Origin of the sequence: Yaniella halotolerans DSM 15476 (assembly GCF_000420805.1) — a bacterium.
Lineage (GTDB): Bacteria > Actinomycetota > Actinomycetes > Actinomycetales > Micrococcaceae > Yaniella > Yaniella halotolerans.
Genome location: NZ_ATVQ01000003.1, coordinates 21,445 through 44,439, shown reverse-complemented (window position 1 = coordinate 44,439; position 22,995 = coordinate 21,445). Strand labels below are relative to the sequence as shown.

17 protein-coding genes and 1 riboswitch are annotated in these 22,995 nt (G+C 57.0%); of the genes, 1 reads left to right on the top strand and 16 read right to left on the bottom strand.

Features of this window, described 5'->3' with window-relative positions; all coding sequences use genetic code 11:
• Nucleotides 1-4 precede the first annotated feature (4 nt).
• From G583_RS15505 to groES, 12 genes are all read right to left on the bottom strand, one after another.
• Entirely contained in the window at nucleotides 5-3,904 is a 3,900-nt protein-coding gene (locus tag G583_RS15505) for a DUF4011 domain-containing protein (protein WP_022871033.1), read from the bottom strand.
• A 108-nt stretch (nucleotides 3,905-4,012) separates the two neighbouring features.
• Nucleotides 4,013-5,605, bottom strand: a complete 1,593-nt coding sequence (gene guaA, locus G583_RS0109960) for a glutamine-hydrolyzing GMP synthase (RefSeq protein WP_022871032.1) — start codon at nucleotides 5,603-5,605, stop codon at nucleotides 4,013-4,015.
• A 48-nt stretch (nucleotides 5,606-5,653) separates the two neighbouring features.
• Nucleotides 5,654-6,199: a DUF3817 domain-containing protein gene (locus tag G583_RS0109955; RefSeq protein WP_022871031.1), complete on the bottom strand. Its 546-nt coding sequence runs from the start codon at nucleotides 6,197-6,199 to the stop codon at nucleotides 5,654-5,656.
• Nucleotides 6,200-6,218: 19 nt separating this feature from the next.
• The gene (locus G583_RS15500; RefSeq protein WP_022871030.1) at nucleotides 6,219-7,139 is read right to left on the bottom strand and encodes an SURF1 family protein; all 921 of its coding nucleotides are present in this window, start codon (nucleotides 7,137-7,139) and stop codon (nucleotides 6,219-6,221) included.
• A gap of 7 nt (nucleotides 7,140-7,146) precedes the next feature.
• Nucleotides 7,147-8,283: a GuaB3 family IMP dehydrogenase-related protein gene (locus G583_RS0109945; RefSeq protein WP_022871029.1), complete on the bottom strand. Its 1,137-nt coding sequence runs from the start codon at nucleotides 8,281-8,283 to the stop codon at nucleotides 7,147-7,149.
• A 62-nt stretch (nucleotides 8,284-8,345) separates the two neighbouring features.
• A complete protein-coding gene (gene guaB, locus G583_RS0109940) occupies nucleotides 8,346-9,887 on the bottom strand; it encodes an IMP dehydrogenase (RefSeq protein ID WP_029629473.1) in 1,542 nt (513 codons plus the stop codon).
• Nucleotides 9,888-10,018: 131 nt separating this feature from the next.
• On the bottom strand, nucleotides 10,019-10,399 hold the full coding sequence (gene gcvH, locus G583_RS0109935) for a glycine cleavage system protein GcvH (protein WP_022871027.1): 381 nt from the start codon (nucleotides 10,397-10,399) through the stop codon (nucleotides 10,019-10,021).
• 19 nt (nucleotides 10,400-10,418) lie between these two features.
• Nucleotides 10,419-11,519 (bottom strand): glycine cleavage system aminomethyltransferase GcvT, encoded by a 1,101-nt coding sequence (gene gcvT, locus G583_RS0109930; protein ID WP_022871026.1) that lies wholly within the window; start codon nucleotides 11,517-11,519, stop codon nucleotides 10,419-10,421.
• A gap of 10 nt (nucleotides 11,520-11,529) precedes the next feature.
• Complete coding sequence (gcvP, locus tag G583_RS0109925; RefSeq protein WP_022871025.1) at nucleotides 11,530-14,364, bottom strand: aminomethyl-transferring glycine dehydrogenase; 2,835 nt, start codon at nucleotides 14,362-14,364, stop codon at nucleotides 11,530-11,532.
• Nucleotides 14,365-14,493: 129 nt separating this feature from the next.
• Nucleotides 14,494-14,583, bottom strand: a riboswitch (glycine riboswitch).
• Nucleotides 14,584-14,751: 168 nt separating this feature from the next.
• Nucleotides 14,752-15,174, bottom strand: coding sequence for an organic hydroperoxide resistance protein (locus G583_RS0109920; protein WP_022871024.1), 423 nt, complete (start codon nucleotides 15,172-15,174; stop codon nucleotides 14,752-14,754).
• 179 nt (nucleotides 15,175-15,353) lie between these two features.
• Nucleotides 15,354-16,946, bottom strand: a complete 1,593-nt coding sequence (groL, locus tag G583_RS0109915) for a chaperonin GroEL (protein WP_022871023.1) — start codon at nucleotides 16,944-16,946, stop codon at nucleotides 15,354-15,356.
• Between the two features lie 49 nt (nucleotides 16,947-16,995).
• Entirely contained in the window at nucleotides 16,996-17,292 is a 297-nt protein-coding gene (gene groES / locus G583_RS0109910) for a co-chaperone GroES (RefSeq protein ID WP_022871022.1), read from the bottom strand.
• 250 nt (nucleotides 17,293-17,542) lie between these two features.
• Here groES and G583_RS0109905 point away from each other — a divergent pair, with 250 nt between their 5' ends.
• The gene (locus G583_RS0109905) at nucleotides 17,543-18,835 is read left to right on the top strand and encodes a class I SAM-dependent methyltransferase (RefSeq protein WP_022871021.1); all 1,293 of its coding nucleotides are present in this window, start codon (nucleotides 17,543-17,545) and stop codon (nucleotides 18,833-18,835) included.
• A gap of 39 nt (nucleotides 18,836-18,874) precedes the next feature.
• On the opposite strand, the gene G583_RS0109900 is transcribed toward G583_RS0109905, so the two are convergent.
• The 4 genes from G583_RS0109900 to G583_RS15495 form a co-directional block, all read right to left on the bottom strand.
• Nucleotides 18,875-19,630 carry an iron ABC transporter ATP-binding protein gene (locus G583_RS0109900; protein WP_022871020.1) on the bottom strand — a complete coding sequence of 252 codons (756 nt, stop codon included), beginning with the start codon at nucleotides 19,628-19,630 and terminating at the stop codon, nucleotides 18,875-18,877.
• Nucleotides 19,627-20,652 carry an iron chelate uptake ABC transporter family permease subunit gene (locus tag G583_RS0109895; RefSeq protein ID WP_022871019.1) on the bottom strand — a complete coding sequence of 342 codons (1,026 nt, stop codon included), beginning with the start codon at nucleotides 20,650-20,652 and terminating at the stop codon, nucleotides 19,627-19,629. The genes G583_RS0109900 and G583_RS0109895 overlap by 4 nt, the downstream gene beginning before the upstream one ends.
• Complete coding sequence (locus tag G583_RS0109890) at nucleotides 20,645-21,553, bottom strand: ABC transporter permease (RefSeq protein WP_084677358.1); 909 nt, start codon at nucleotides 21,551-21,553, stop codon at nucleotides 20,645-20,647. The genes G583_RS0109895 and G583_RS0109890 overlap by 8 nt, the downstream gene beginning before the upstream one ends.
• 119 nt (nucleotides 21,554-21,672) lie before the next feature.
• Nucleotides 21,673-22,674, bottom strand: coding sequence for a siderophore ABC transporter substrate-binding protein (locus G583_RS15495; RefSeq protein ID WP_022871017.1), 1,002 nt, complete (start codon nucleotides 22,672-22,674; stop codon nucleotides 21,673-21,675).
• Between the last annotated feature and the right edge of the window lie 321 nt (nucleotides 22,675-22,995).

Here is a 22,995-nt window from a genome sequence, read left to right as displayed (position 1 = left end):
GGGGTTAGGCTTCAGGATCACTGTCAGCGGTTGCATCGGAGTCCGGTTCAGCCTGCGTATCGCTTGTGGATGCTGCACGTGGGTCGAGCTGCAGCTTGTCGGCGAAAGTATCGGTAATACTGATCGGGTCGGTAAACACATCAATCGCCCACAGGGTTTCGTTCTGCCAGCCGAGATGTTCCAGTTGTGCCGGGATGGTGCGTGTTCGACTACGCACGGATGCTTGATCGTGTCGCGGTGAGCCATCATAGGCAACGGCAATTGGCTGGTAGGTCTCCGAGTGGAATGTTGGCCGGTGTTTGCTCGGTGTGTAGAGCAACAGGTCCGTGAATTCGTGGGTGTCGAAGTTGTAGGCTGCTCCACGTTCGGCAAGGTGTTGCACGAAGTCATCGGTGAGATGATCGAGGGCTTCACCGGCCGTTGGGTCCCCGGGCTGCGCTGGGTCGGTTGGCAAATTGACCAGCAAATCCCAGAAGTAATACGCACCCGACATGAGGTTATCGAAGTTGACCTCATGCGGGTGGATTGCGGTAAACACCTGAATGTGCTGACGGGCTCGCGTGAAGCTGGTGGCATAGTATTCCACGCCGTGCTGCTCGGAGAGCGGCCCGAAGTGGTGAATGACTTTGCCGTTGGCTGTGCGACCATAACCGAGTGTGAAGATCACATGGTCGGCCACGATGCCGTGTGCACGCTCCATTGGCGCGACCACGAAGGCTTCACCACTGGGCGAGGTCTCAGCACTAAAGAACTTGGCTGCCCACCGATGATTTGGCAGGTTGTACCGGATGGATTCGGCGATGCGACGCGCGTGAGCCCCATTGGCGGCGATGACGGCCAGGGAACGTTCCGGATGATCCCGGAAGTGTTCAAAGACCGCATCAACGGTGCGGGTGACTTCGGCGGTTGTGGATTCCACACCGTCGTCGCCCATGCCCGGGCTACCTGATTCGGTGAGGTATTCGACCGACATGCCGGTTTGCGAGCTGGTGGCAACTTCTTGTGGTGTTGGTGCCCGGTCAAGTCGACCGTCATACAACTGCTCACCCAGGGTTCGCGCCAGATACCGGTTGATGCCGCGGTGCAAGAAATGCAACGGGACCACCGGCAGCACACGGGTCAGAGCACGGTGGACAGATTCGGCCTGTCGAGGGTGGGATGGACGCGCGGTGGGGTCGATTGAGACCTGGAATCCGACGGGTCGGCCCGAGACTGCGTCCCCAAAAGCAACGACCTGGTCGGCACGCGAGATCGCGCCAAGACCGGTGGCCAATCCGATGGTTTCGGAGTCGAGGACTAACACGGTGTCGAAGGTAACCGATGGTGGCAGCTCCGCCAGGGTGAGCGGCGACGTGGTCAGGATAGGCACGAGTGGCTGGAGCAAGTTGGGGTTGATGCTCAGAATGGTTTCCACATTGGCCCCGCCGGTGCGCAGGAGGCGACGCAGAGAGTCGGCGGCGTCCGGATAGTCTCGAGTCGCTTTCTCCCAGCTGGTCGCCAGGCTGTGGCGGATTCGCGATGGTCCAGATTCACGGTGGGCCGTATCGGCGATCCGGAATTCTTCTTCTAACCGGGCTAACTGTTCACCCGTGGTGGCAGCCAGGTGTTCATCGGCCGACACCATGGCTTCTAGGGCTGATTGCCACCAGGACACCTCGAGTTCTAAGGTCACCTGGTCAGATGAGACACCGCGGGCCTGGAAATCATCCAGCAGTTCCTCAAGACCCTGTTCGGTGAGCTGGTCAATGACGATCGTCCGCTCGGGCAGGGTATGAAGCGTATGGGAGTCTTGAACCAGCTTGGACAACACATCGTGGAGGTCACCGGCATCAAGTCGGGTCAACCGGTCTGCTTCTGACTCGGCTGGCGCCAGCATGTCTTGGAGCCGGTTGAGGTTTTCATAGAGCTGGCTGGTATCTGCGGCCAGGGACTCAACACCGGTTGGGATGACCGGGTTGCGCTTGGATGAGGCCCACTGGTTCCACAAGGTCAGTTGGTCTTGTACTTTGACCAGTGCTTCGTGCAGGTTCGGCACATCGACACCCGGGCGGATATATTCGCGAGCAAGCCACCGTAGGCGGGTGCGAGTCATGGCAGACATATCGATGCCGTTGCGTTTGCGCCATGACCCGGTGGCGGTGGCGGCAATGAGGTCGGTGACCGGGCGGTCAAAGATATCCGGGGTAAATTGGTCCAGGGTGTCGCGAACTTCGCGCAGCAGTTCGACCTGTTCCATCCATTCGGTGATGTTGGCTGCGATCGACAGCTGAGCCTGCGCGGTGGCTGCTTCAAAGCGTGGTGCGACATCGGAGAGCTGGTCGTGGACAGACTGTGCCAGTTCGAGCGCTTCCTCGGCCTCGTGCACGTTACGTAGTCGGGCGCCATACCAAGGTGATTCGGTTGAGGAAGCTTCAAATGCTCCCAGCTCTGCGGCATACCGCAGCTGTTCGGCAACTTGTTCGCGGTCTACGGTGCTATCCAACACCGAGCGTTTCAGCCGCACCGACGTCGATGGTGCCGGGTCGGCGTTCATGAGGGTGACCAGTTCATTCATGGCCTGGATCGGTGAGCACTGCCAACGCTCGCGAACCTCGTGCAGGGATTCACCGTGTTCTACGAGTTGGCGGCGCGCATCGCGCAGTGTTTCATGAATCCGGCGGACCGCTGGTTCCTTGGCCCGCTCGGCGGATAGCAGGGAGCGCACCAGTTGGTTGGTGACTTGCGTTGAATCGGTGTCTGCTTGCACGCTAAAGACCATGGGGTCCAGTTGGAGCCCAGCTAACCGGTTCGAAAATTCTGCCAGGGTCGAGGTGTTTTCCGCGATGACCAACACGCGTTTACCTTCTTTGGCTAAGCCTGCTGCAGCCGCCACTGCGGTTTGCGTTTGACCGGTGCCCGGCGGCGCTGAGACGACCAATGATTCACCGGCTACAATGTGGTCGACCGCGCGTTGTTGGGACGCATCGAGGTCGACGACGAGCACTTCATCTGCCGGATCGCGTTGATCCAGTGGTAGCGGCTCAAAGGTAAGTTCGGGGGCTTCGTCTTCATATCCTGCTTCATCGGTTCCGGCACCGACTTCATACAGGGCGGTAATGACGTCATGGTCGGTGTTGACGACTTCTCGCGAAGCAGTATCCGACAGGTCTGCAAACGTGGAAATGAGTAGCCGGTGCTCGACTACCAGGCCGCGTACTTTTGATGACTGGGTGCGCAGCAGATCAAGCGTGGGCAGCGGTTCGAGTTTAGCTGTGGTGTAGGCGGCTTCTTCGTGGGTTTGTGGATCTAAGACGATCCCGTAGTTGTCTTCAAAGAAGCGCACCAGTGCCGGGTTGAGACGTGCTGGGCCGGTGATCTGGATATCGTAGTCGTCGCGATTAGGTCGAGCAGCCAACCGAATGGGCGCCAGAAGCACGGGGGCCGACATTTGCTGGTTGACGCCATCTTCGGTAGCACGCCAGGTGGCCAGTCCGGCTGCAAGATAGCCGACGTTAATGCCACGGTCTGCCAGCAACTCTTGAACTTTGGTATCAATGGCCTCGGCCGTGTCAATACTGCGCTGCATTTCGGGTTGATCGCGCAACAGTGTGGTCAACCGGGTCCGACGTGCGGATAAGAATTGCGTGAGCCCACTGGGCTGGGAGTGCGTGACGTCAATCGAATTCGACCGGGTGGGCGCATACCGCAACATGGTGTCGGATTCGGTTCCGGTCGCGATCTCAGCTAACCACCGGGAAAAGTCGTAATCAGCAACCTCCACAGGATCCACTGCGCCATCGTCTTCCGCGACGTCAGCCTCCTCGACAATCGGGGCTTCGGTTGCAGCCACTTCGATACTCGTGTCAACGTCTTCGGCAGACAGCGTTGTATCGTCGTAGTCGACGTCTTGTTTATCGCGGCTCACGCTCATCCTTCCTGTGGTTGATACAGGTTGCACCTACCTGACTCTAGTACCAATACGGCTGAGTTTCGCGTTGCCACACCACATAAACCGGCCCCGGGAGCCGGAAACTTATTCCCACTCGATAGTTCCCGGTGGTTTGCCGGTAATGTCCAGCACCACGCGGTTGATTCCGTCCACCTCTTCGGTGATGCGCTGTGAAATACGATCCAGGATGTCATATGGAATACGCGCAAATCGTGCGGTCATGGCATCTTCGGATAGGACTGGACGCAATACAACGGGGTGACCGTAGGTACGTCCACCGTCGTTAACACCGACCGAGCGTACATCGGCAAGCAAGACGACGGGTGATTGCCAGATCTCACGGTCAAGGCCTGATGCGGTGAGTTCTTCTCGCACAATTGCGTCAGCTTCGCGCAACAGATCTAGTCGTTCTTTAGAGACGGCACCGACGATACGAATACCAAGACCGGGTCCGGGGAATGGTTGACGCCACACGATCTCATCTGGCAGACCAAGCTTTGTGCCCACGGTCCGAACTTCATCTTTGAAAAGCTGGCGCAACGGTTCCACGAGTTCAAATTCGATGTCCTCGGGTAAGCCGCCCACGTTGTGGTGGGATTTGATGACTTTGGAACCATCGGCGTCACCGGATTCGATGACATCCGGATAGACGGTGCCTTGCACCAAGAACTGCACATCGGTCGCGTTGGGATCATTGGCTGATTTCGCAACGATTTCAGCTTGTGCACGTTCGAAGGTACGAATGAAGTGTTCGCCGATGATCTTGCGTTTAGCCTCCGGGTCAGACACCCCGTCCAGTGCGGATAAGAATTCTTCCTCGGCATCCACCATGATCAATTTGGCGCCGCCGGTGGAGGCCCCAAATGCCTGTTCGATTTCTACCGACTCGTCTTTGCGCATCAGTCCGTGGTTCACATACACCGCGGTCAGCTGATCGCCCACGGCACGCTGTACCAGGGCTGCTGCCACGGCTGAGTCAACCCCACCCGAGAGTCCTACCAGTGCACGCTTGTCACCGATTTGCTCGCGAATCTTTGCAACCTGTTGTTCGATGACCTGTTCGACGGACCAGTGCGGTGACAGGTCTGCGGCGATGAACAGGAAGTTCTTGATGGTGGCTTGACCGTGGGTGGAATCCTGTGCTCCGGGATTCCACAGCACGCCATAGAGCTGCTGTTCCGGATGCTCGGCTGCTGCGACCGGCATGGCAGCGTGCGAGGCGGTTACCACGAAACCTTGGCTTGGCTCGGTGATAACGTGAGCGTGGTTGGTAGCCACGTCTTGTGTCGCCGGCTGGCCGGAAAACAACGTGGAATTATCGTCGACGGTATCGAGGGACAGGACTTCTTTGGAGACTGCATCGAGTGTCACGGTGCCACCCAGTGCTTGGGTCATGGCCAGGAAGCCGCCACCAATGGCCAGTACAGGAATCCCGGCGTTCAAGAGTTTCGGGTCAATCTCCGGGAGGTCTTCGGTGACCGTGGAACGAGCCGCAAGCACCAGGGCTGCAGGCTGTGCACCGAGAATGGCGTCGGCTCCGGAGGTGTAGGAGTGCACTTCCGAATAGACTTTTGCTTCGCGAATGCGGCGAGCGAGGAGTTGGGCGTCGTCTGAACCGTAGTCCACAACGATGACGGTGTCTTGAGCAGAAACGGTGGCGTTTTGGGGTGTAGTCATCACAGCATTCAGTCTAGTGGATTCATGGAGTTGGCTGCGCAGTGCGCGCTAGTAGCGCATGGTCGCTTCGGGGTGTGCGGACAATTCGCGTTCGACTCCTTTATTGACGCGTTTTTCAACGAAGAAGGACAGGAATGGGACAACACCGCCACCGGCCATGGAGAGCAAGCGGAGGCCACCCCAGCGCATCATGGCCCAGAGTCTGAAGCAACCCAGCAGGTAGGCGACGTAGAGCCAGCCGTGGACGATGAGGATGATCAGCGAGATATTGACGCCTTCTAAGACGGCATCCTGATGGTAGAGACCAAGGATGAATTCTGTACCGTCTTCAGCGGTGCCCCCGGCGAAGAGTTCATAGCCGAAACCGTATTTGACGATCATCTGCAGCACGAGCAGCAACAGGAAGATACCGGTCAACCAGGCCGTGAAGGTATAGAGCTTCTGGGCGCCGCGGATCTGACGGTGGGTGCCTCCGAAGCGACGCTTCTTTTTGGCCTCGGGACGCGGCGGTGCCTGGCCGATATCGTCTTCGGTAATGTCTTCTGGATCCGGCAGGGTGGATGGGTCTACCGGTGGGTTCGACTTGTCTGTCATAGTGTTTTGTTTGTCTTTCTTACTCAGCGGGGTCTTGCCCGTAGTATGCGCGGTAGGCCTGGGCAGCAGCTGCTTTTTCTTGGCGTGCTTGTTCACGCAGGCGTTGCAGTTCTTGCGCTCGCCAGTGCTGTTCCCAGAGCTGGTCAAGTTCGGCTTCGCGTTGATCTTTCAGGTAGTCATCGCGGACGAAGCGCCACCACAAATACAACGAGAAGACGGCGAAGATGAACCATTCGACGGCGTAGAAGATGTTGAGCCAGGCCACTTCGCGTTCTTCGGGTTGTGGAGCGACGCCAACATCTTCGATGCCTTCACCAGACACAACATGCTCGGTGCCGTCCACGGTAAAGGTTTCGGCGACGACATAGCCGGCGTACAGCGGCTGGTTCCACAGGTTCACCAATTCTGCGGTGGACAGCATCTGGGTGCGTTTGGGCTCGATGAAGTGGTTCGTATTGGGGGTTGGCCCTTCGCCTGGAATCAGACGACCGTAGATCTGCATGGGCTCGTCCATCGACAATCCGGTGGACTCTTCAAATAGCGCTGTGATTTCGGAGGTGTCAGCTTCAATTTCTTCGGGAATCCAGCCCCAAGCAATCGGAATGTTGTTGTTTTCGGGTGCGCCTTCAACGTCCGCACTGGACACGAGCCAGAGACCAACGTTGCCTTCATCGACCCGAGATTCGACCTGCACGGTGTGCTCCGGGTCGATGGTCCCGGTGAAGTGCACCATTTGGTCGGCTTGATCGCTCATCATCGCCACACCGGGTTCGAAGTGTTCGGTAAGTGCAACCGGTGTTTCAGTTTCGGCGTGTGTGCGGGGCTGAACGGCGGTGGATTGTGCGAACTGCCACTGGGTGAGCAGCACAAAGAGCGACGCTACCGCGAGGGTGAGAATCAGGAAGCCGATCCACCGTGGTTTTAGAGCTGTGCGTAGCAAGTGGGGATCACCCGGTGTAGGTCGGTGAGATCTGAACTTCGACTTTTTGGAAATCTTTCAGATCAGTGTAGCCCGTGGAGGCCATGGCGCGGCGCAGGGCACCCATGAGGTTTGCGGTGCCGTTGGTGTGGTTGGTAGCGCCCACAAGCAGCTCTTCCAGTGGTGCGACGGTACCAACGTGGGTCCGGTCGCCGCGTGGGAAATCTTGGTGTGCTGCTTCCAGTCCCCAGTGCCAGCCCTTGCCCGGTGCTTCGGTTGCCCGAGCCAGCGTGGTGCCGAGCATGACGGCGTCAGCACCCATGCCGATGGCCTTGACGATGTCGCCGGAAGTACCCATTCCACCGTCGGCGATGACGTGGACATAGCGGCCGCCGGATTCATCCATGTAGTCGCGGCGAGCTTCCGCAATATCGGAGATAGCCGTGGCCATTGGTACGCGAATCCCTAAGGCTCGACGGGTGGTCGAGGAGGCGCCGCCCCCGAAACCGACCAGTACGCCGGCAGCGCCGGTGCGCATCAGGTGCAGGGCCGGAGTGTAGCCTGCCACGCCCCCGACGATGACCGGGACATCGAGTTCGTAGATGAACTTTTTGAGGTCCAATGGTTCTTTGGTTTCGGACACGTGCTGTGCCGAGACGGTGGTCCCGCGGATGACAAACATGTCGACTCCGGCATCCACAACGGTCTTGTAGAACTCTTGGGTGCGCTGTGGTGTCAGGGCTCCTGCGACGACCACTCCGGCTTCGCGGATCTCTTCCAGACGAGCTGAAATGAGGTCTGCTTGGATCGGTGCCGAGTAGAGCTCCTGGAGCCGTGCCGTGTTTTCTGGGGAGAACTGCTGGGCCTGTAGGGCAGCAATTTCGTCCAGTACCGGCTGTGGGTCGGCGTACCGGGTCCAGAGGCCCTCAAGGTTGAGTACGCCCATACCGCCGAGCTGTCCCAGCTGGATTGCGGTGGCCGGTGACATCACTGAGTCCATTGGTGCACCGATGACGGGCATGGAGAATTTGAACGCATCGATCTGCCAGTCGAGCGAGACGTCTTCCGGGTCGCGTGTTCGGCGGGTTGGCACGATGGATATGGCATCCAAGGGCATGGATTTCCTGCCGCGTTTACCGAGACCAATTTCAACTTCGTAGCTCACGTATATCCAGTTTCTATCCGATTGTGGATGGGTTTAGCGCTTGGGATTCTACCGTCACTCTATTAGGCGCGGTAGTTTGGTGCCTCCACCGTCATCATAATGTCATGCGGGTGGGATTCTTTGAGACCGGCTGCTGTAACGCGTACGAAACGTCCGTCGCGCTGGAGCTGATCGATGTTTTCCGAACCCGTGTAGAACATGGTCTGCCGCAGGCCACCTTCGAGTTGATGAAGTACTGCACCGAGTGGTCCGCGGAATGGGACTTGCCCTTCGATACCTTCCGGGATGAGTTTTTCATCATCGGGCACATCGGCCTGGAAGTAGCGGTCCTTGGAATAGGAACGTGAACCGTCGCGAGTTTGCATCGCGCCCAGTGAGCCCATGCCGCGGTAGGACTTGAACTGTTTACCGTTATAGAAGACGAGGTCTCCGGGTGATTCTGCGGTGCCGGCGAGCAGGGAGCCCAGCATTACGGAATTGGCGCCGGCCACGATGGCCTTGCCAATATCACCGGAGTGCTGCAGACCACCGTCTGCGATGATTGGCACACCGGCCGGAATCGCAGCTTTGGCTGATTCATAAATGGCCGTAATTTGTGGCACGCCCACACCGGCAACCACGCGGGTGGTACAGATCGAGCCCGGACCAACGCCAACCTTGACGGCGTCGACGCCAGCATCGACGAGGGCTTTTGCGCCCTGGTAGGTTGCGGCTTGTCCGCCGATAACGTCGACGTGTTTGGCTGCTGGATCGTCTTTGAGTTTGGCGACCATGTCCAGTACACCCTGGGTGTGTCCATTGGCGGTGTCGACCACGAGCAGATCCACTCCGGCGTCGACGAGGCTCATGGCGCGCTCGAAACCGTCACCGAAGAATCCGACGGCACCGCCGACTCGCAGGCGACCGTCATCATCTTTGGCGGCATAGGGAAATTCTTGGGCTTTGTCGAAGTCCTTGACCGTGATGAGGCCTTCGAGCGTGTTGTCTTTGCCGACCAGGGGCAGTTTTTCGATGCGGTGTTCTTGGAGTAGGCGTACGACTTCGTCGCGTGCAACATCAACGGGTGCCGTGACCAACGGCATCTTGGTCATGATCTCGTGCACCTTGGTGGTCGCGTATTCTGCACCCGGAACGAAGCGGGTGTCACGGTTGGTGATAATGCCCAGCAGAACCTGATGTTCGTCCACGACCGGCAGTCCGGAGATGCGGTAGCGACCACATAGATCATCCCATTCGGCCAGCGTGGCTTCCGGGGAGATGGTGACCGGGTCGGTGATCATGCCGGATTCGTTGCGTTTGACTTTATCGACCTCGGAGGCTTGGTCTTCAATCGACAGGTTGCGGTGGATCACGCCGAGTCCGCCGTAGCGTGCCATGGCGATGGCCAGTGGTGCCTCAGTCACGGTGTCCATGGCCGCGGAGATGACGGGGGTATTAATGCGGATGCGTTTGGTCAGCTGGGTAGAGACATCGGCATCGGCTGGAATGACGTCGGTCGCGTTCGGCAACAGCAGTACGTCATCATAGGTAAGACCCACGAACCCGAAGGGGTTGTGGGCTTTTGCGACAGGTTCAGATGATGGCCCGGAAGTGTGGTCGGTCACTGGATCATACCCTTTCAAGAAATCCTTTGGTTCCCATGATAAGGGCTGTACGACCCTGAATATTCCGAACGTCACTCATGGTGACGTTTCATCGCAGACCGTGAACACTTCCGGGCCAAACACGCTGCTCTTTACTCGACGGTGCCCTCGGTTTGCTCGGCGTATTCCTCCGGGGTTAGCAAGGGGCCTTCTTCTGAAACCTCGACGGTGAACAGCCAGCCGGCACCGTATGGGTCTTCGTTGATGCGTTCCGGATTCTGGATGACATCTTCATTGGATTCTACGATCGTTCCGGTCACTGGCGAGTAGAGTTCGGACACCGATTTGGTGGATTCCAGTTCGCCACAGACTTCGCCGGCGGTTACGGTGTCGCCAACTTCTGGGAGTTCAGCGAACACGACGTCACCGAGTTGATCGGCAGCGTAGTCGGTAATGCCGATGCGTACCGGGTCCTCGTCGTTGAGCCATTCGTGTTCAGCGGAGTAGCGCAGTGCGGGTTTAACTACTGTCATGATGGGTCCTTCGTTTGGGTTAGCGAGTGTAGAACGGGGGTTTGGTGATGACAAACGGTAGTGCTTTGCCGCGAATCTCGACGTCCACGGCGGTATCGACTGCCGCGTGTTCGGCATCGATGTAGCCCAGTGCTACCGGTTGGGACATTGTGGGCGATGGGATCCCGGAGGTCACGACGCCTATGGTTTGACCATCAAGGACGATCGTTGCGCCACTGCGTCCGGCGCGACGTTGGTCGCTGGTCAGGCCGACCAAAACTTGTGCGGGGGCTGTTTCGCGGTGTGGTTCCAGCGCTGCGCGTCCGACAAAGTTTTCTGGTTTGTCGAAGGACACGATCCGTCCCATACCGGCTTCAAACGGTGTACGTTCGCGCGAGAGTTCGTTGCCGTACAGTGGCATCCCGGCTTCCAGTCGCAGCGAGTCACGGCTGGCCAAGCCACACGCGGTGACCTCGACTCCGGTATCGGCTGCGAAGATGCGGTTCCATAAATGATTCACCTGGTCGTTGGGGGTGATGATTTCAAATCCATCTTCACCCGTGTACCCCGTGCGGGCCACGATCCATTCGCTACCGTCCACCGTCAGTTGGGTGACGCGATAGTTTTTCAATGACGAGGCTGCTTCGGCAAATTCTGCACCCAGGGCTGCGACCACGTCTTGTGCCTGTGGCCCCTGGATGCCCAGCAGTGACAGCCGGTCCGTGGCATCGTCGATGGTCGCGTCCAAGCCGGCCAACCGCTCGGTCACGGCCTCGGCGACGGCTTCGGCGTTCCCGGCATTGGGGACCAACAGGTAGCGGTCCTCCCCTAGCCGGTAGACGATCAGGTCATCGAGGATCGTGCCCTGTTCGGTGAGCATGACCGTATATTTTGCCCGGCCAATGGTCATCTTGGAGAAATCCCCGGCCAGGGCGGTGTTAAGCCCTTTGACGGCGTCGGCGCCGGTAACAAAGATTTCGCCCATGTGTGACAGGTCGAAGATCCCCACGGCTTCGCGAACGGCCTTGTGCTCGGTGATTTCTGAGGAGTATTTCAGCGGCATGTTCCAGCCGTTGAAATCGGTGAAGCTTGCGCCTAGCGCGTCGTGAGCCTCAAACAATGCGGTAGTTTTCAAAGTCATGTGCAGGCTCCTAGTCGATTTCGAACGCTTCAGGTGGTGGGCAAGAGCAGATCAGGTTGCGGTCGCCACCAGCCTGATCAATGCGCGAGACCGGGGTGAAGTATTTATCCACCCGCAGTTCTGGAACCGGGAAGGCCGCTTGTTCAACGGAGTATGCGCGGTCCCAGTCTGATGACACGACATCGGCTACCGTATGCGGAGCGTTGCGCAGCACAGAGGCTTCCAAGGACACCTTGTCGTTGGCGATTTCGTCGATTTCTTCACGAATGGTGACCATCGCGGTGATGAACCGTTCGATTTCTTCCAGGTCTTCGGATTCGGTTGGTTCAACCATGAGGGTGCCCGGTACCGGGAAGGCCATGGTTGGTGCGTGGAATCCGAAGTCCATGAGACGTTTGGCCACGTCTTCGGCTGTGACACCGGTTTGCTTGGTGAGCTCACGCAAATCCAAAATGCATTCGTGTGCCACGAGCCCGTTGAGACCGGTGTAGAGCAGCGGGTAGTGCTCCTTGAGGCGGTGTGCCAGGTAGTTTGCCGAGAGCACGGCAACTTGGGTTGCTTCTTTGAGTGCTGGCGCACCCATCATCGAGACGTATGCCCAGGTGATGGGCAACACGCCTGCTGAACCGTACAGAGTTGAGGCAACCGGTGTGGAGTCTTCTGGCAGTGGGCCGTTGGGGTTCGCCGGCAGGTGTGGTTTGAGATGTTCGGCCACGCAGACTGGTCCTACACCGGGGCCACCACCACCGTGTGGGATGGCAAAGGTTTTGTGCAGGTTCAGGTGGGACACATCGCCACCAAATTTACCCGGCTGGGCCAGGCCGACCAGGGCGTTGAGGTTTGCGCCGTCGATGTAGACCTGTCCGCCTGCGTTGTGAATCTTTTCGCAGATCTCGACAACGTCTGTGTCGTAGATACCGGCGGTCGATGGGTAGGTAATCATGATCGCGGCGATGCGATCACCGTATTTTTCTAGGACCTCATCCAGGTGATCGGAATCAATCGAACCATCGTCAGCGGTTTTGACAACGCTGACTTGTAGACCAGCCAGGACTGCCGACGCGGCGTTGGTACCGTGAGCGGATGCCGGGATGATGCAGATATCGCGCTGCGTCTCGCCCTTGGAGTTCAGGTACTGGCGGATCGCCTGCAGTCCGGCGTATTCACCCTGTGAACCCGCATTTGGTTGGAGTGACACCGCCGCGTAGCCGGTGATCGCTTCGAGTTTGGATTCCAGATCTTCGATCAGCTCGATCCACCCTGCGGCCTGTTCGGTGGGAACATAGGGGTGGATGCCAGCAAATTCCGGCCAGGCGGTGGCTTCCATTTCGGCGGCTGCGTTGAGTTTCATCGTGCACGACCCCAGTGGGATCATGGTGCGGTCTAACGCGAGATCGCGGTCTGCCAGACGACGGCAATAACGCATCATGGTGGATTCGGAACGGATCTTCTGGAAAATCTCGTGCGTCATGAATTCCGATTCACGAACCAACGCCGAATCAATGGCTGACTCTGATGAGGCCGCAAGTTCAACACCAAAGACCGAAGCCAGGGCTTTCAGATCCGCGTCGGTGGTGGTCTCATCCATGGAGATACCGACCTGGGTATCCGAGAAGCGACGCAGGTTGTAGCCTGCGTCATCGGCCTTGGTCATGGTTGCGGCGACGTCATCAACGGTCACCACAAGGGTGTCGAAGAAGTGTTCGGAGGCCAGTTCAAAGCCACCCGAGCGCAGCGATGCTGCCAGACGGCTTGCCATGGAGTGGGTGCGCTGGGCAATTTCAGTAACGCCTTCGGGGCCGTGGTAGACGCCGTACATGCCGGCCATCACGGCCAGAAGTGCTTGTGCGGTACAGATGTTCGAGGTGGCTTTTTCACGGCGAATGTGTTGTTCGCGTGTCTGCAGTGCCAGCCGGTATGCCGGTGTTCCGGAAGCATCTTGGGAAACACCAACCAGGCGGCCTGGCATTTGGCGGACGAAGCGTTCTTTGGTGGCCATGTAGGCGGCGTGTGGTCCACCGTAGAACAGTGGCACACCAAAACGCTGGGTCGTGCCCACCGCAATGTCAGCCCCTTGTTCACCAGGGGGTGTGATCAGCGTCAGGGACAGCAGATCGGCGATCACACTGATCATGGCGCCACGTTCTTTGGCCTCGTCGAAAATGGTCTGGTGGTCAACGATCGCGCCGTCGTTGCCCGGCTGCTGGACCAGCACACCGCACAGATCGCCTTCTGGTAGGCCTTCGGTAGCGAGATCGACAAGGTGGGTTTCAACACCGAGCGAACGGGTGCGTCCCAGGATGACTGACAGGGTCTGTGGGAAGATATTTTTGTCGATAACCACGGGCGCATCTGAGTGCTTGCGGTTGGCGCGGCGCATCATGAGTACGGCTTCTGCTGCGGCCGAGGATTCGTCCAACATCGAAGCGTTGGCAATTTCTAAGCCGGTCAGGTCTGACACCATGGTCTGGTAGTTCAGCAGGGCTTCAAGACGGCCCTGGGAGATTTCCGGCTGATAGGGCGTGTAAGCGGTGTACCAGCCTGGGTTTTCAAAGACGTTGCGGCGGATGACGGCGGGGGTGATCGTGTCGTAGAAGCCCTGACCGATCATGGTTTTCTTGACAGTGTTTTTTGCTGCTAGTTCACGGAGTCGGGCTTGGGCCTGGGTTTCGGTGAGCGCATCGGGTAGAACAAGTGGTTCATCTTGGGCAATATTTTCTGGCATTGCCGCGGTGGTGAGCGCATCTAGGTCCTCATAGCCGAGTGTTTCCAGCATTTCTGCAATGCCGGATTCGCGCGGTCCGAGGTGACGATGAGCAAAGTTGGCTAGATCATAGACAGCCATGGGATCTCCTAAGTATGGATACAGCGTTATCCGTGGACCCCTCCCCATCTGTTATCGACCTGAGAGTTTTCCAGTAGCTGGTTGCCCCGTCGGTGAGCCGTCTATGCGACGACTGCTTTCCAGATTGGCCTGTAGTAGACGGTAAGGGTACCTGAGAGATTCCTGGGGAGGAAGTTGCACCGTCGGTGCCCATTTACTGGGCTCTCCCGCCTGCTATGTACGGCCGCATTCAATTATGTGTCGGCTCACAGTATAGCCCGTGCAAAATTTTTTGAGAACTTTTGGACCATGCGGCCTCATACTTTACGCCTCGGCCTGATTTCTACGTGAAAACCCCGGCTGATCACACTGCCGGGGTTCACGCTTATTCATCGGACACGGGCTATTTCACACGGCCACGACTTCGACGGGAATATTGCCACTGATGGCTTTGGAATATGGGCAGAGCTGGTGGGTGCGATCCACGACCTGTTGGGCCGTTGCTTTATCAGTCTTGGGAATATTGACCTGCAGTTTGATGGACAGGCCGAAACTTTCGCCTTCTTTGCCAATACCGACCTCTGCGTTCACGACGGAGTCCGTCGTATCAACGTCCAGTTCTTTACCGGCTAAGCCCAGTGCGCTTTGAAAGCAGGCGCCGTAGCCGACAGCAAACAGCTGTTCTGGATTTGCGCCGCCTCCTGGTCCGCCCTGTTCTTTCGGGGTGCGTAGGTTGACATCAATCATTTCGTCGTCGGTGGTACCACGGCCATCGCGACCACCTGTGATTTCTGCTTTGGCAGTGTATGCAATGTTTTCGGGAGTTTTCATGTGCTCCTCCTTAGATAGAAGCTCAGCTTCTTTGCATTTGCTAGCCGCTGCTGCGACCAACCACTTTCCAGCATTGTCGTACTGCTGTGAGTTGTCCACCCCTGATGCTGTTAACCAACAGAACCTCTGCCCAGCGAGTGGGCAGAGGTTCTGTTTGAAGGTTTCAGAAGAACAGTTCGTTAGTCTTCGTCTTCTTCAACTTTGTCAGCGACCAGTGTTTCGGTGGTCAGCACCATACCGGCGATCGACGAAGCGTTCGCCAGCGCGGAGCGGGTGACCTTGACCGGGTCAATAATGCCGGCGTCTACCAGGTTGCCGTATTCACCGGAGGCAGCGTTGTAGCCTTCATTTGGCTTCATTTCGGCAACACGGGAGACGACAACGGAGCCGTCTTCGCCTGCGTTGAGGGCAATCCAGCGGGTTGGCTGAACGATAGCGCGGCGCACAACATTGACACCTGACAGCTGGTCAGCTGGCAGATCTTTGAGCTCTGCGGCGTCATCAAGTGCAGCAGCAGCGTTGATCAGTGCGGTACCGCCACCGGCAACGATGCCTTCTTCAAGTGCTGCACGGGTTGAAGCGACGGCATCTTCGATGCGGCCCTTACGCTCTTTGAGCTCAACCTCGGTTGCGGCACCAACCTTGATGACGGAAACGCCACCGGCCAGTTTGGCCAGACGTTCCTGCAGTTTTTCGCGGTCCCAGTCCGACTCGGTTGCCTCGATTTCGGATTTGATCTGGCCAACGCGGTCTGACACGTCCTGAGCGTCACCGGCGCCATCCACGATGGTGGTGACTTCCTTGGTGACGGTAATACGACGTGCGCTACCCAGAACTTCGGTACCAACCTGATCCAGCTTCATACCGAGGTCTTCTGAGACGACCTGGGCACCGGTCAGGGTTGCGATGTCCTGCAGCATGGCCTTGCGGCGGTCGCCGAAGCCAGGGGCTTTGACGGCAACAGCGTTCAAGGTACCGCGCAGTTTGTTGACCACCAGGGTGGACAGGGCTTCACCGTCAACATCTTCGGCGATGATGAACAGTGGTTTCTTTTCCTGCAGCACCTGTTCCAGCAATGGCAGGAATTCCTGCACGTTGGAGATCTTCGACTGGGTCAGCAGAATGTATGGATCTTCCAGCACGGCTTCCTGACGCTCGGCGTCGGTAACCATGTATGGCGACAGGTAGCCCTTGTCGAATTCCATACCTTCGGTGATTTCCAGTTCGGTGTCTGTGGTGGAGGATTCTTCAACGGTGATGACGCCGTTAACGCCAACGGTGTCGAAGGCCTTGGCCAGCAGTTCACCGATTTCGTCTTCACCGGAGGAGATGGCAGCAACGTGTGAGACGTTGTCGCCGGATACCTCAACGGCGTTTTCCAGCAGGCGCTGCTGCAGTACTTCTACTGCGGCTTCTACACCTTTGCGTACTTCACCTGGAGCTGCACCGGCGGCGACCAGACGCATGCCTTCATTGACCAGAGCCTGGGCAAGAATGGTTGCGGTGGTGGTACCGTCACCGGCGATATCCTGAGTTTTGGTGGCAACTTCTTTTGCCAGCTGGGCACCCATGTTTTCGTATGGGTCTTCTAGTTCTACCTCACGAGCGATGGTCACACCGTCGTTCGTGATGTTTGGTGCACCCCATGCTTTGTCGAGTACGACGTTGCGGCCTTTCGGACCGAGGGTGACTTTTACGGTGTCAGCGAGTTTATCGACACCGGCTTGTAGTGCTCGACGGGCATCGTCGTTGAAAAGCAACTGCTTAGCCAACTGTTCTCCTTAGTAAGTCGTTTCGAAAAATATGCGAGTAGCGTCAGGCTTATTTTTCGATAACGGCGAGCACGTCACGAGCGGACAGGACGAGGAATTCCTGGCCGGCGTATTTGACTTCGGTGCCACCGTATTTGGAGAACAGCACAACGTCGCCTTCGGCAACGTCAACAGCTACGCGTTCGCCGTTATCAGCTACGCGGCCTGGACCGACTGCAACGACTTTTCCTTCTTGTGGTTTTTCCTGAGCGGTATCTGGGATGACCAGACCGGAAGCAGTGGTCTGCTCAGCGGCCAGTGGTTCTACAACGATACGGTCCTCAAGCGGCTTGATGGAAACAGCCATGAATCTTCTCCTACTTATACTGTAAAAGGTAAATAATGTTCATTTGCCGGGCAAGCCAACCGTCGTCGCGGGTGCCGGATGGCTGGAACCTAAAGGCTTTAGCACTCGCATCGCGCGTGTGCTAATTCCAACTGTATTACCCCGTTAGCACTTGGTCAAATAGAGTGCTAAATTTACGACGCTTGAAAAACGCCTCGACAGGACTGGCACAACGACCACGCGAACACATCGACCGGGTACGCTGGGAGTTGTGTCTGAATCAACTGCTGCTGAACTTGCCGGTGTCCTGACCCCGGAAGGCTTCAAACTCCTCAATCAACTATGGCGCGACGGCGACTACGCCACGATGGATACCCTCAAACTTGCTGAGCGGCTCCGAGCCGATGGGTATGCACCCAGGGTCGTGAATTCTGTGCTCACGCAGCTAAAACTTCGCACCCAGGCAGAGGCGAAATTTGGGCCGTTTGTTGATCAGATGATTTTTACTGATGCCGGACTCCAGCAGGCCACTTCCCTACAAGTTGCTGCCCACCACGCCCGCCGATTTGCTCGGGCCGGGGTCGATGAAGTCGTGGATCTTGGCTCAGGTTTGGGTGCTGATGCCCTAGCAATTGCCGGCTTGGACATCCCAGTGACAGCTATCGAGATGGACGAGACGACCGCGGCAGCCACAACCATCAACCTGATGGCGTTCCCGCATGCCAAGGTGGAAGTCGCCGATGCCATGGATTGGGTGGATGACCACCCGGCAGATGAGTATACGACCCGCGGTTTCTGGTTGGATCCGGCACGTCGCAAGACACGTTCGCACGGCACGGTCCGTATTTTTGATCCCGAAGCCTTCTCTCCCCCGCTGTCCTTTGTGGAATCACTCGCCGATGCCGGTCACGCGGTTGGGGTAAAACTCGGTCCGGCGCTGGCACACGATGTCATCCCTGACAACGCCGAGGCTCAGTGGGTGTCCTTACACGGCAGCGTGGTTGAGGCGGTGCTGTGGTTCAATATGGTTCAGCGCCCTGATGTCCGGCGTGCTGCGTTAGTGATCGGTGCTTCCGGCGCCTCGGAGCTGACGTCGCCCACCGACTTCGGGACCTCGCCTGATGTCCCCGTCACCGGTGTTGAAGGCGCGACAGGATACCTGTATGAGCCTGATGGCTCGGTCATTCGTGCAGGTTTGATCACGGACCTCATGGTCGAGCACTTTATGGACGACGATTCGACCGACGCTGCTGCTGCCCGACAGTTAGACGAACACATCGCGTACTTCTGTTCCGATGCCTACGTGGAGACACCGTTTGCCACCGGGTATCGCATTCTTGAAGTCCTCCCCTATAAGATCAAGACTTTGCGTCGGTACGTCAAAGAACACGGTGTGACCCGCTTAGACATCAAAAAACGTGGCGTGGATGTCTCTCCGGAAGAATTGCGACGCACACTGATGCAGGGACAGAACTCGAAAAAGCCCGCTTCGGGCGAGCACCTCACCCTAGTCCTGACGCGCATCGGCGATGAACGCTTCGCAATCGTGGTCCAACCTATCTAACGCTTAGGAGGCTGTGCTCGTGCGGCAACCCGCTGAGTGTTAGAAGTACACGGCCAGTGGACCATCGACATCGTCGATAATCCGCACCGAGGTACCAAAAATTTCAGACAGCACAGATGACTTCATGGTGTCGGCACACGAGTCGAAGTGTGTTACTTGGCCCTCGTTCATCGCCAGGATGTGATCCGAGTACCGGGATGCAAAGTTGATATCGTGCATCACCATGATAACGGTGCGCCCCAACTCGTCGGCGGCTTTACGGAGCTGCCGCATCATTTGTACCGAGTGGCTCATATCGAGGTTATTGAGTGGCTCGTCTAAAAACACGTATTCGGTGTCTTGGGCCAGAACCATGGCAACGTATGCGCGCTGCCGCTGCCCGCCCGACAGTTCGTCCAGGTAACGGTCTTGGAGCGCGGTAAGGTTCAAAAATTCTAGTGACGAATTGATGTGCTGTTCGTCTTCAACATTGAGTCGACCGGCAGAGTGCGGATAGCGACCAAAACCGACGAGCTGACGGACCGTTAGTCGAGTCACAAAGTGGTTTTCTTGGCGTAGAATCGCCAACTTTTTGGCGATGTCATTGGATTTGGATGTAGCCACATCCAAACCACCAACGGTGATTTTGCCGGTGTCGGCACCCATGAGTCGCCCCATCATGGTCAAAACAGTGGATTTTCCGGCACCGTTGGGGCCAACCAGCGAGGTGATACCACCGGAAGGAATTTTGACGTCGATGGGACCGATCGTGGTTTCGCCCGAGTACGTTTTCGTGACATTTTCGAGGGTTATCATAACCGCCCCTTCCGCATGATGACGATAAGAAATACTAGCCCACCGATGAGCTCGACGATGATGGTAACCGCACCCTGAGCGTAAAAAATATGCCGCAGGACGAAATATGCGCCGGTCAGCAGAACGAAGCCCAATAAGAACGCAATGGGTAGGATCGCCCGGTGACTGTAGGTGTCTGCTATCGAATATGCCAGGGTTGCTACCAGGAAGCCTAGGAAGGTCATGGGCCCGACCAATGACGTCGTCATCGCCATCAGAATCGAAACGGCGATGAGTACTTTGATGGTTTCGCGACGATGGTTCAGCCCGAGGCTCGTTGCGACTGATGAGCCCAGCGCCAAGGTATCCATCCGGCGAGCCCGGGCCAGAATCCAGAACGCGACGACGGCAACAATCGGAATGGCGTAGGGCAGATACTGTGTGCTGGCATTCGAAATATTACCCATCAATCGTGCGGTCAGCACGTCGAATTCGTTGGGGTCCAGCATGCGCTGCATAAACGTGGTGAGTGAGGCGAGTCCCGCTCCGATCACGACACCGACCAGCAGCATGGTGTGGACGTTCGTGAACCTGGAACTGAGCAGCCAGGAGTACAACAGTGTCGCAAAGGCCACCATCACCACGACCTGGAAGAGATACGACGCAATCCCGCGCGTCGCGGTTGCCCCCACCGCCCCGAGGAAGAATACAGCGGCAGTATTGATCAGCCCGTACAGGGCTTCAAAGCCCAGAATTGATGGAGTCACAATCCTGTTGAAGGTGACCGTGTGGAACGCAACGGTGGCGAATGAGTGTGCAGCCGCAACCACTGCGATGACTAGGACGGTGGTGATGCGTGATTGGGCGATCTTCCAGAAGCCATCGCTGCCAAACGGCATCGGATTGTCGTAGGTGAGGATCCCCGCGGTCAGACCGAGGGCAGCGAGTGCCAACACGACCAGTGAGATCAGCCACCGACGACGGTGTGCTGGAGTCACGAAGGTTGAAGTCGTGACCGCTGCAGCATTGCTGGCGTTAGCCACGGCGACCTCGCTTCACGATCAGGTACACAAAGACGGTAGCCCCTAAGACACCCAGGATCATGGAGACCGGGATCTCAAAGGGCATGATGACGGTTCGACCAATAATATCTGTCAACGTGATGACAACAATGCCGACCAGCATAACCCAGGGCAAATTCGATCTCAGGTTGTCACCGCGGAACATTGAGACAATATTGGGCACCACTAATCCCAGAAACGGCAGTGAGCCAACAACAACGGAAACCACGCCGGTCACAACGGCTACGATCAAAATACCGGTCAGCACAACCGCTCGATAGTTCAGGCCTACCGAGGTCGCGATTTCTTGTCCGAGGCCAGCCACGGTAAACCGATCAGCGATGAAATAGACGATGATCGTCATGAGCGCGACGATCCACAGTAACTCGTAGCGACCTTTGGTCACGCCGGTAAATGATCCGGCGAACCATATGCCCAGGTTCTGCAGCATATCGGTCTGCAAGGCAACAAACGTCGAGACAGCGCCGACGACTGCGCCCAACATCAGCCCCACAATGGGGACGACGAGTGAGGACTTCAACGCCACACGTTGCAAGAACCCAAAGAAGATCAGTGTCCCGATCAGCGAGAACACGATGGCCACAAGCATCCGTAAGGTCAGCGATGGCTGTGGGACGATGATATACGTCAGAATCAGCCCCAGCCCGGCCCATTCGATGGTGCCGGTCGTCGAGGGCTCCACGAACCGGTTTTGCGTCATCAATTGCATGATGAGTCCAACAACGGCCATGGAGGCCCCGGAGAGAATCAGCGCAACGGTACGCGGCACGCGAGTGATCCAGAACATCTCACTGCCGCCTTCGGAGTTCAGATCATACACTCCGATAAAAAGTGATGCTATGACCAGGCTGATGGTGACCATCAGCCCGATCAATAGCGGCCAAGTACGTGACCACAGTCCAGTTGTTTTCGATGCACCGGCAGATGTATCGAGCCCAGCAGGGCGGGATTGAGAAAGTTTAGTCACGCAAGGCCTTTAGATTACTCCGACCAGTGATCTGCGAGGTCGTTGAGGATCGTCGTGTGGTTCTGGATGTCTTCAGCGACGTAGAAGTCGGCTGGCATGTAGTAAATATTATCGTTTTTCACCGCTGGAACATCTTGTAGTGCTTCAGAGTCTTCAATAAGTTCTTTTGCACCGGCCGATGAACCGTCGCCTACGGCAGCGTCACGGTCCAGCACGATCAGGAAGTCAGGGTTGGCTGATGCGATAGCCTCGACCGAGATGTCGTCACCGGTATCATCTGTTGAACCCTCGTCGTCTAGAGCTGGTGTCATATCTAGGATGTCATAGAGTGGGCCAACGGCACGGCCGGTTGTTGGTGCGGCGTAGTTAATGTCGCCGCCTGAGGTGACCAGACCGGTCACTGTCATCTCGGAATCGTACGCTTCCTGGGCGCGCTCTAACGCTTCATCGAAGTCGGCGATGAGCTGATCGGCTTCATCCTGTTTGCCGAAGACTTCACCGAGCAGGGTCGTCTGATCACGGAATTCCTGGTCGAGTTCACCGGTTTCAGTTTCGATATCGGTATTAACGATCGGCACGTCTCCGGTCGCAGCGTTGGCGAGGTCTTCACCGTGCTGACTGAACCGCTGGCCGTTCAAAATCAAATCTGGTTCTGCAGCGGTCACCATTTCCATATCTGGCTCACGGTGATTGCCCATATTGAGAATGTCATCGTTATTCGTGTACTTCTCAAGAACTTCCAGGTCTTCAGGCATGAGGTCGACTGGCGCTGCAGAAAGCTCAACATCCCATTGCGCCAGGGTACGGAAAATACGGTTATCGGTGGCAATAACGGATTCAGGTTCCGCAGGAATAGTGTGGGTTTCGTCGGCCATGTCCGTGACCTCGATGGTCTCGCCGTTTTCGGCACCGGCTTCTGACGTATCGGCGTCTGATGATCCACAAGCATTCAGCCCGAGGGCGCCAACAGCGATAAGTGCCGCAAGACTTGTGCGAGTGATTCCGAGTTTTTTCACGTTTCGTCTCCAAATGACAGAATAAATAACAGAATAACATTCTTACTTACTTAGGCATGCCTAAGCTAACAGATGACAGTTTAGTAAGCCTTCTTGAATTACCGCAAGAACCAATGCGGTTATTCAGGTCACTATTTTTTCAGCGAACGTCCAGCGTGCTTTAAGTTGCCACTATTCAGGGAATTTCAATCGAAAACCATAGGGTTTCCTGATAGACAGTCCCGTTCCTCCACCCTCGGCACAGAACAATTTATGGACTATTTCCATCAATCCCTGCAGGTTTCTTGAAATCTGGAATGTTTCTAGTCAGAACTCAAGGCA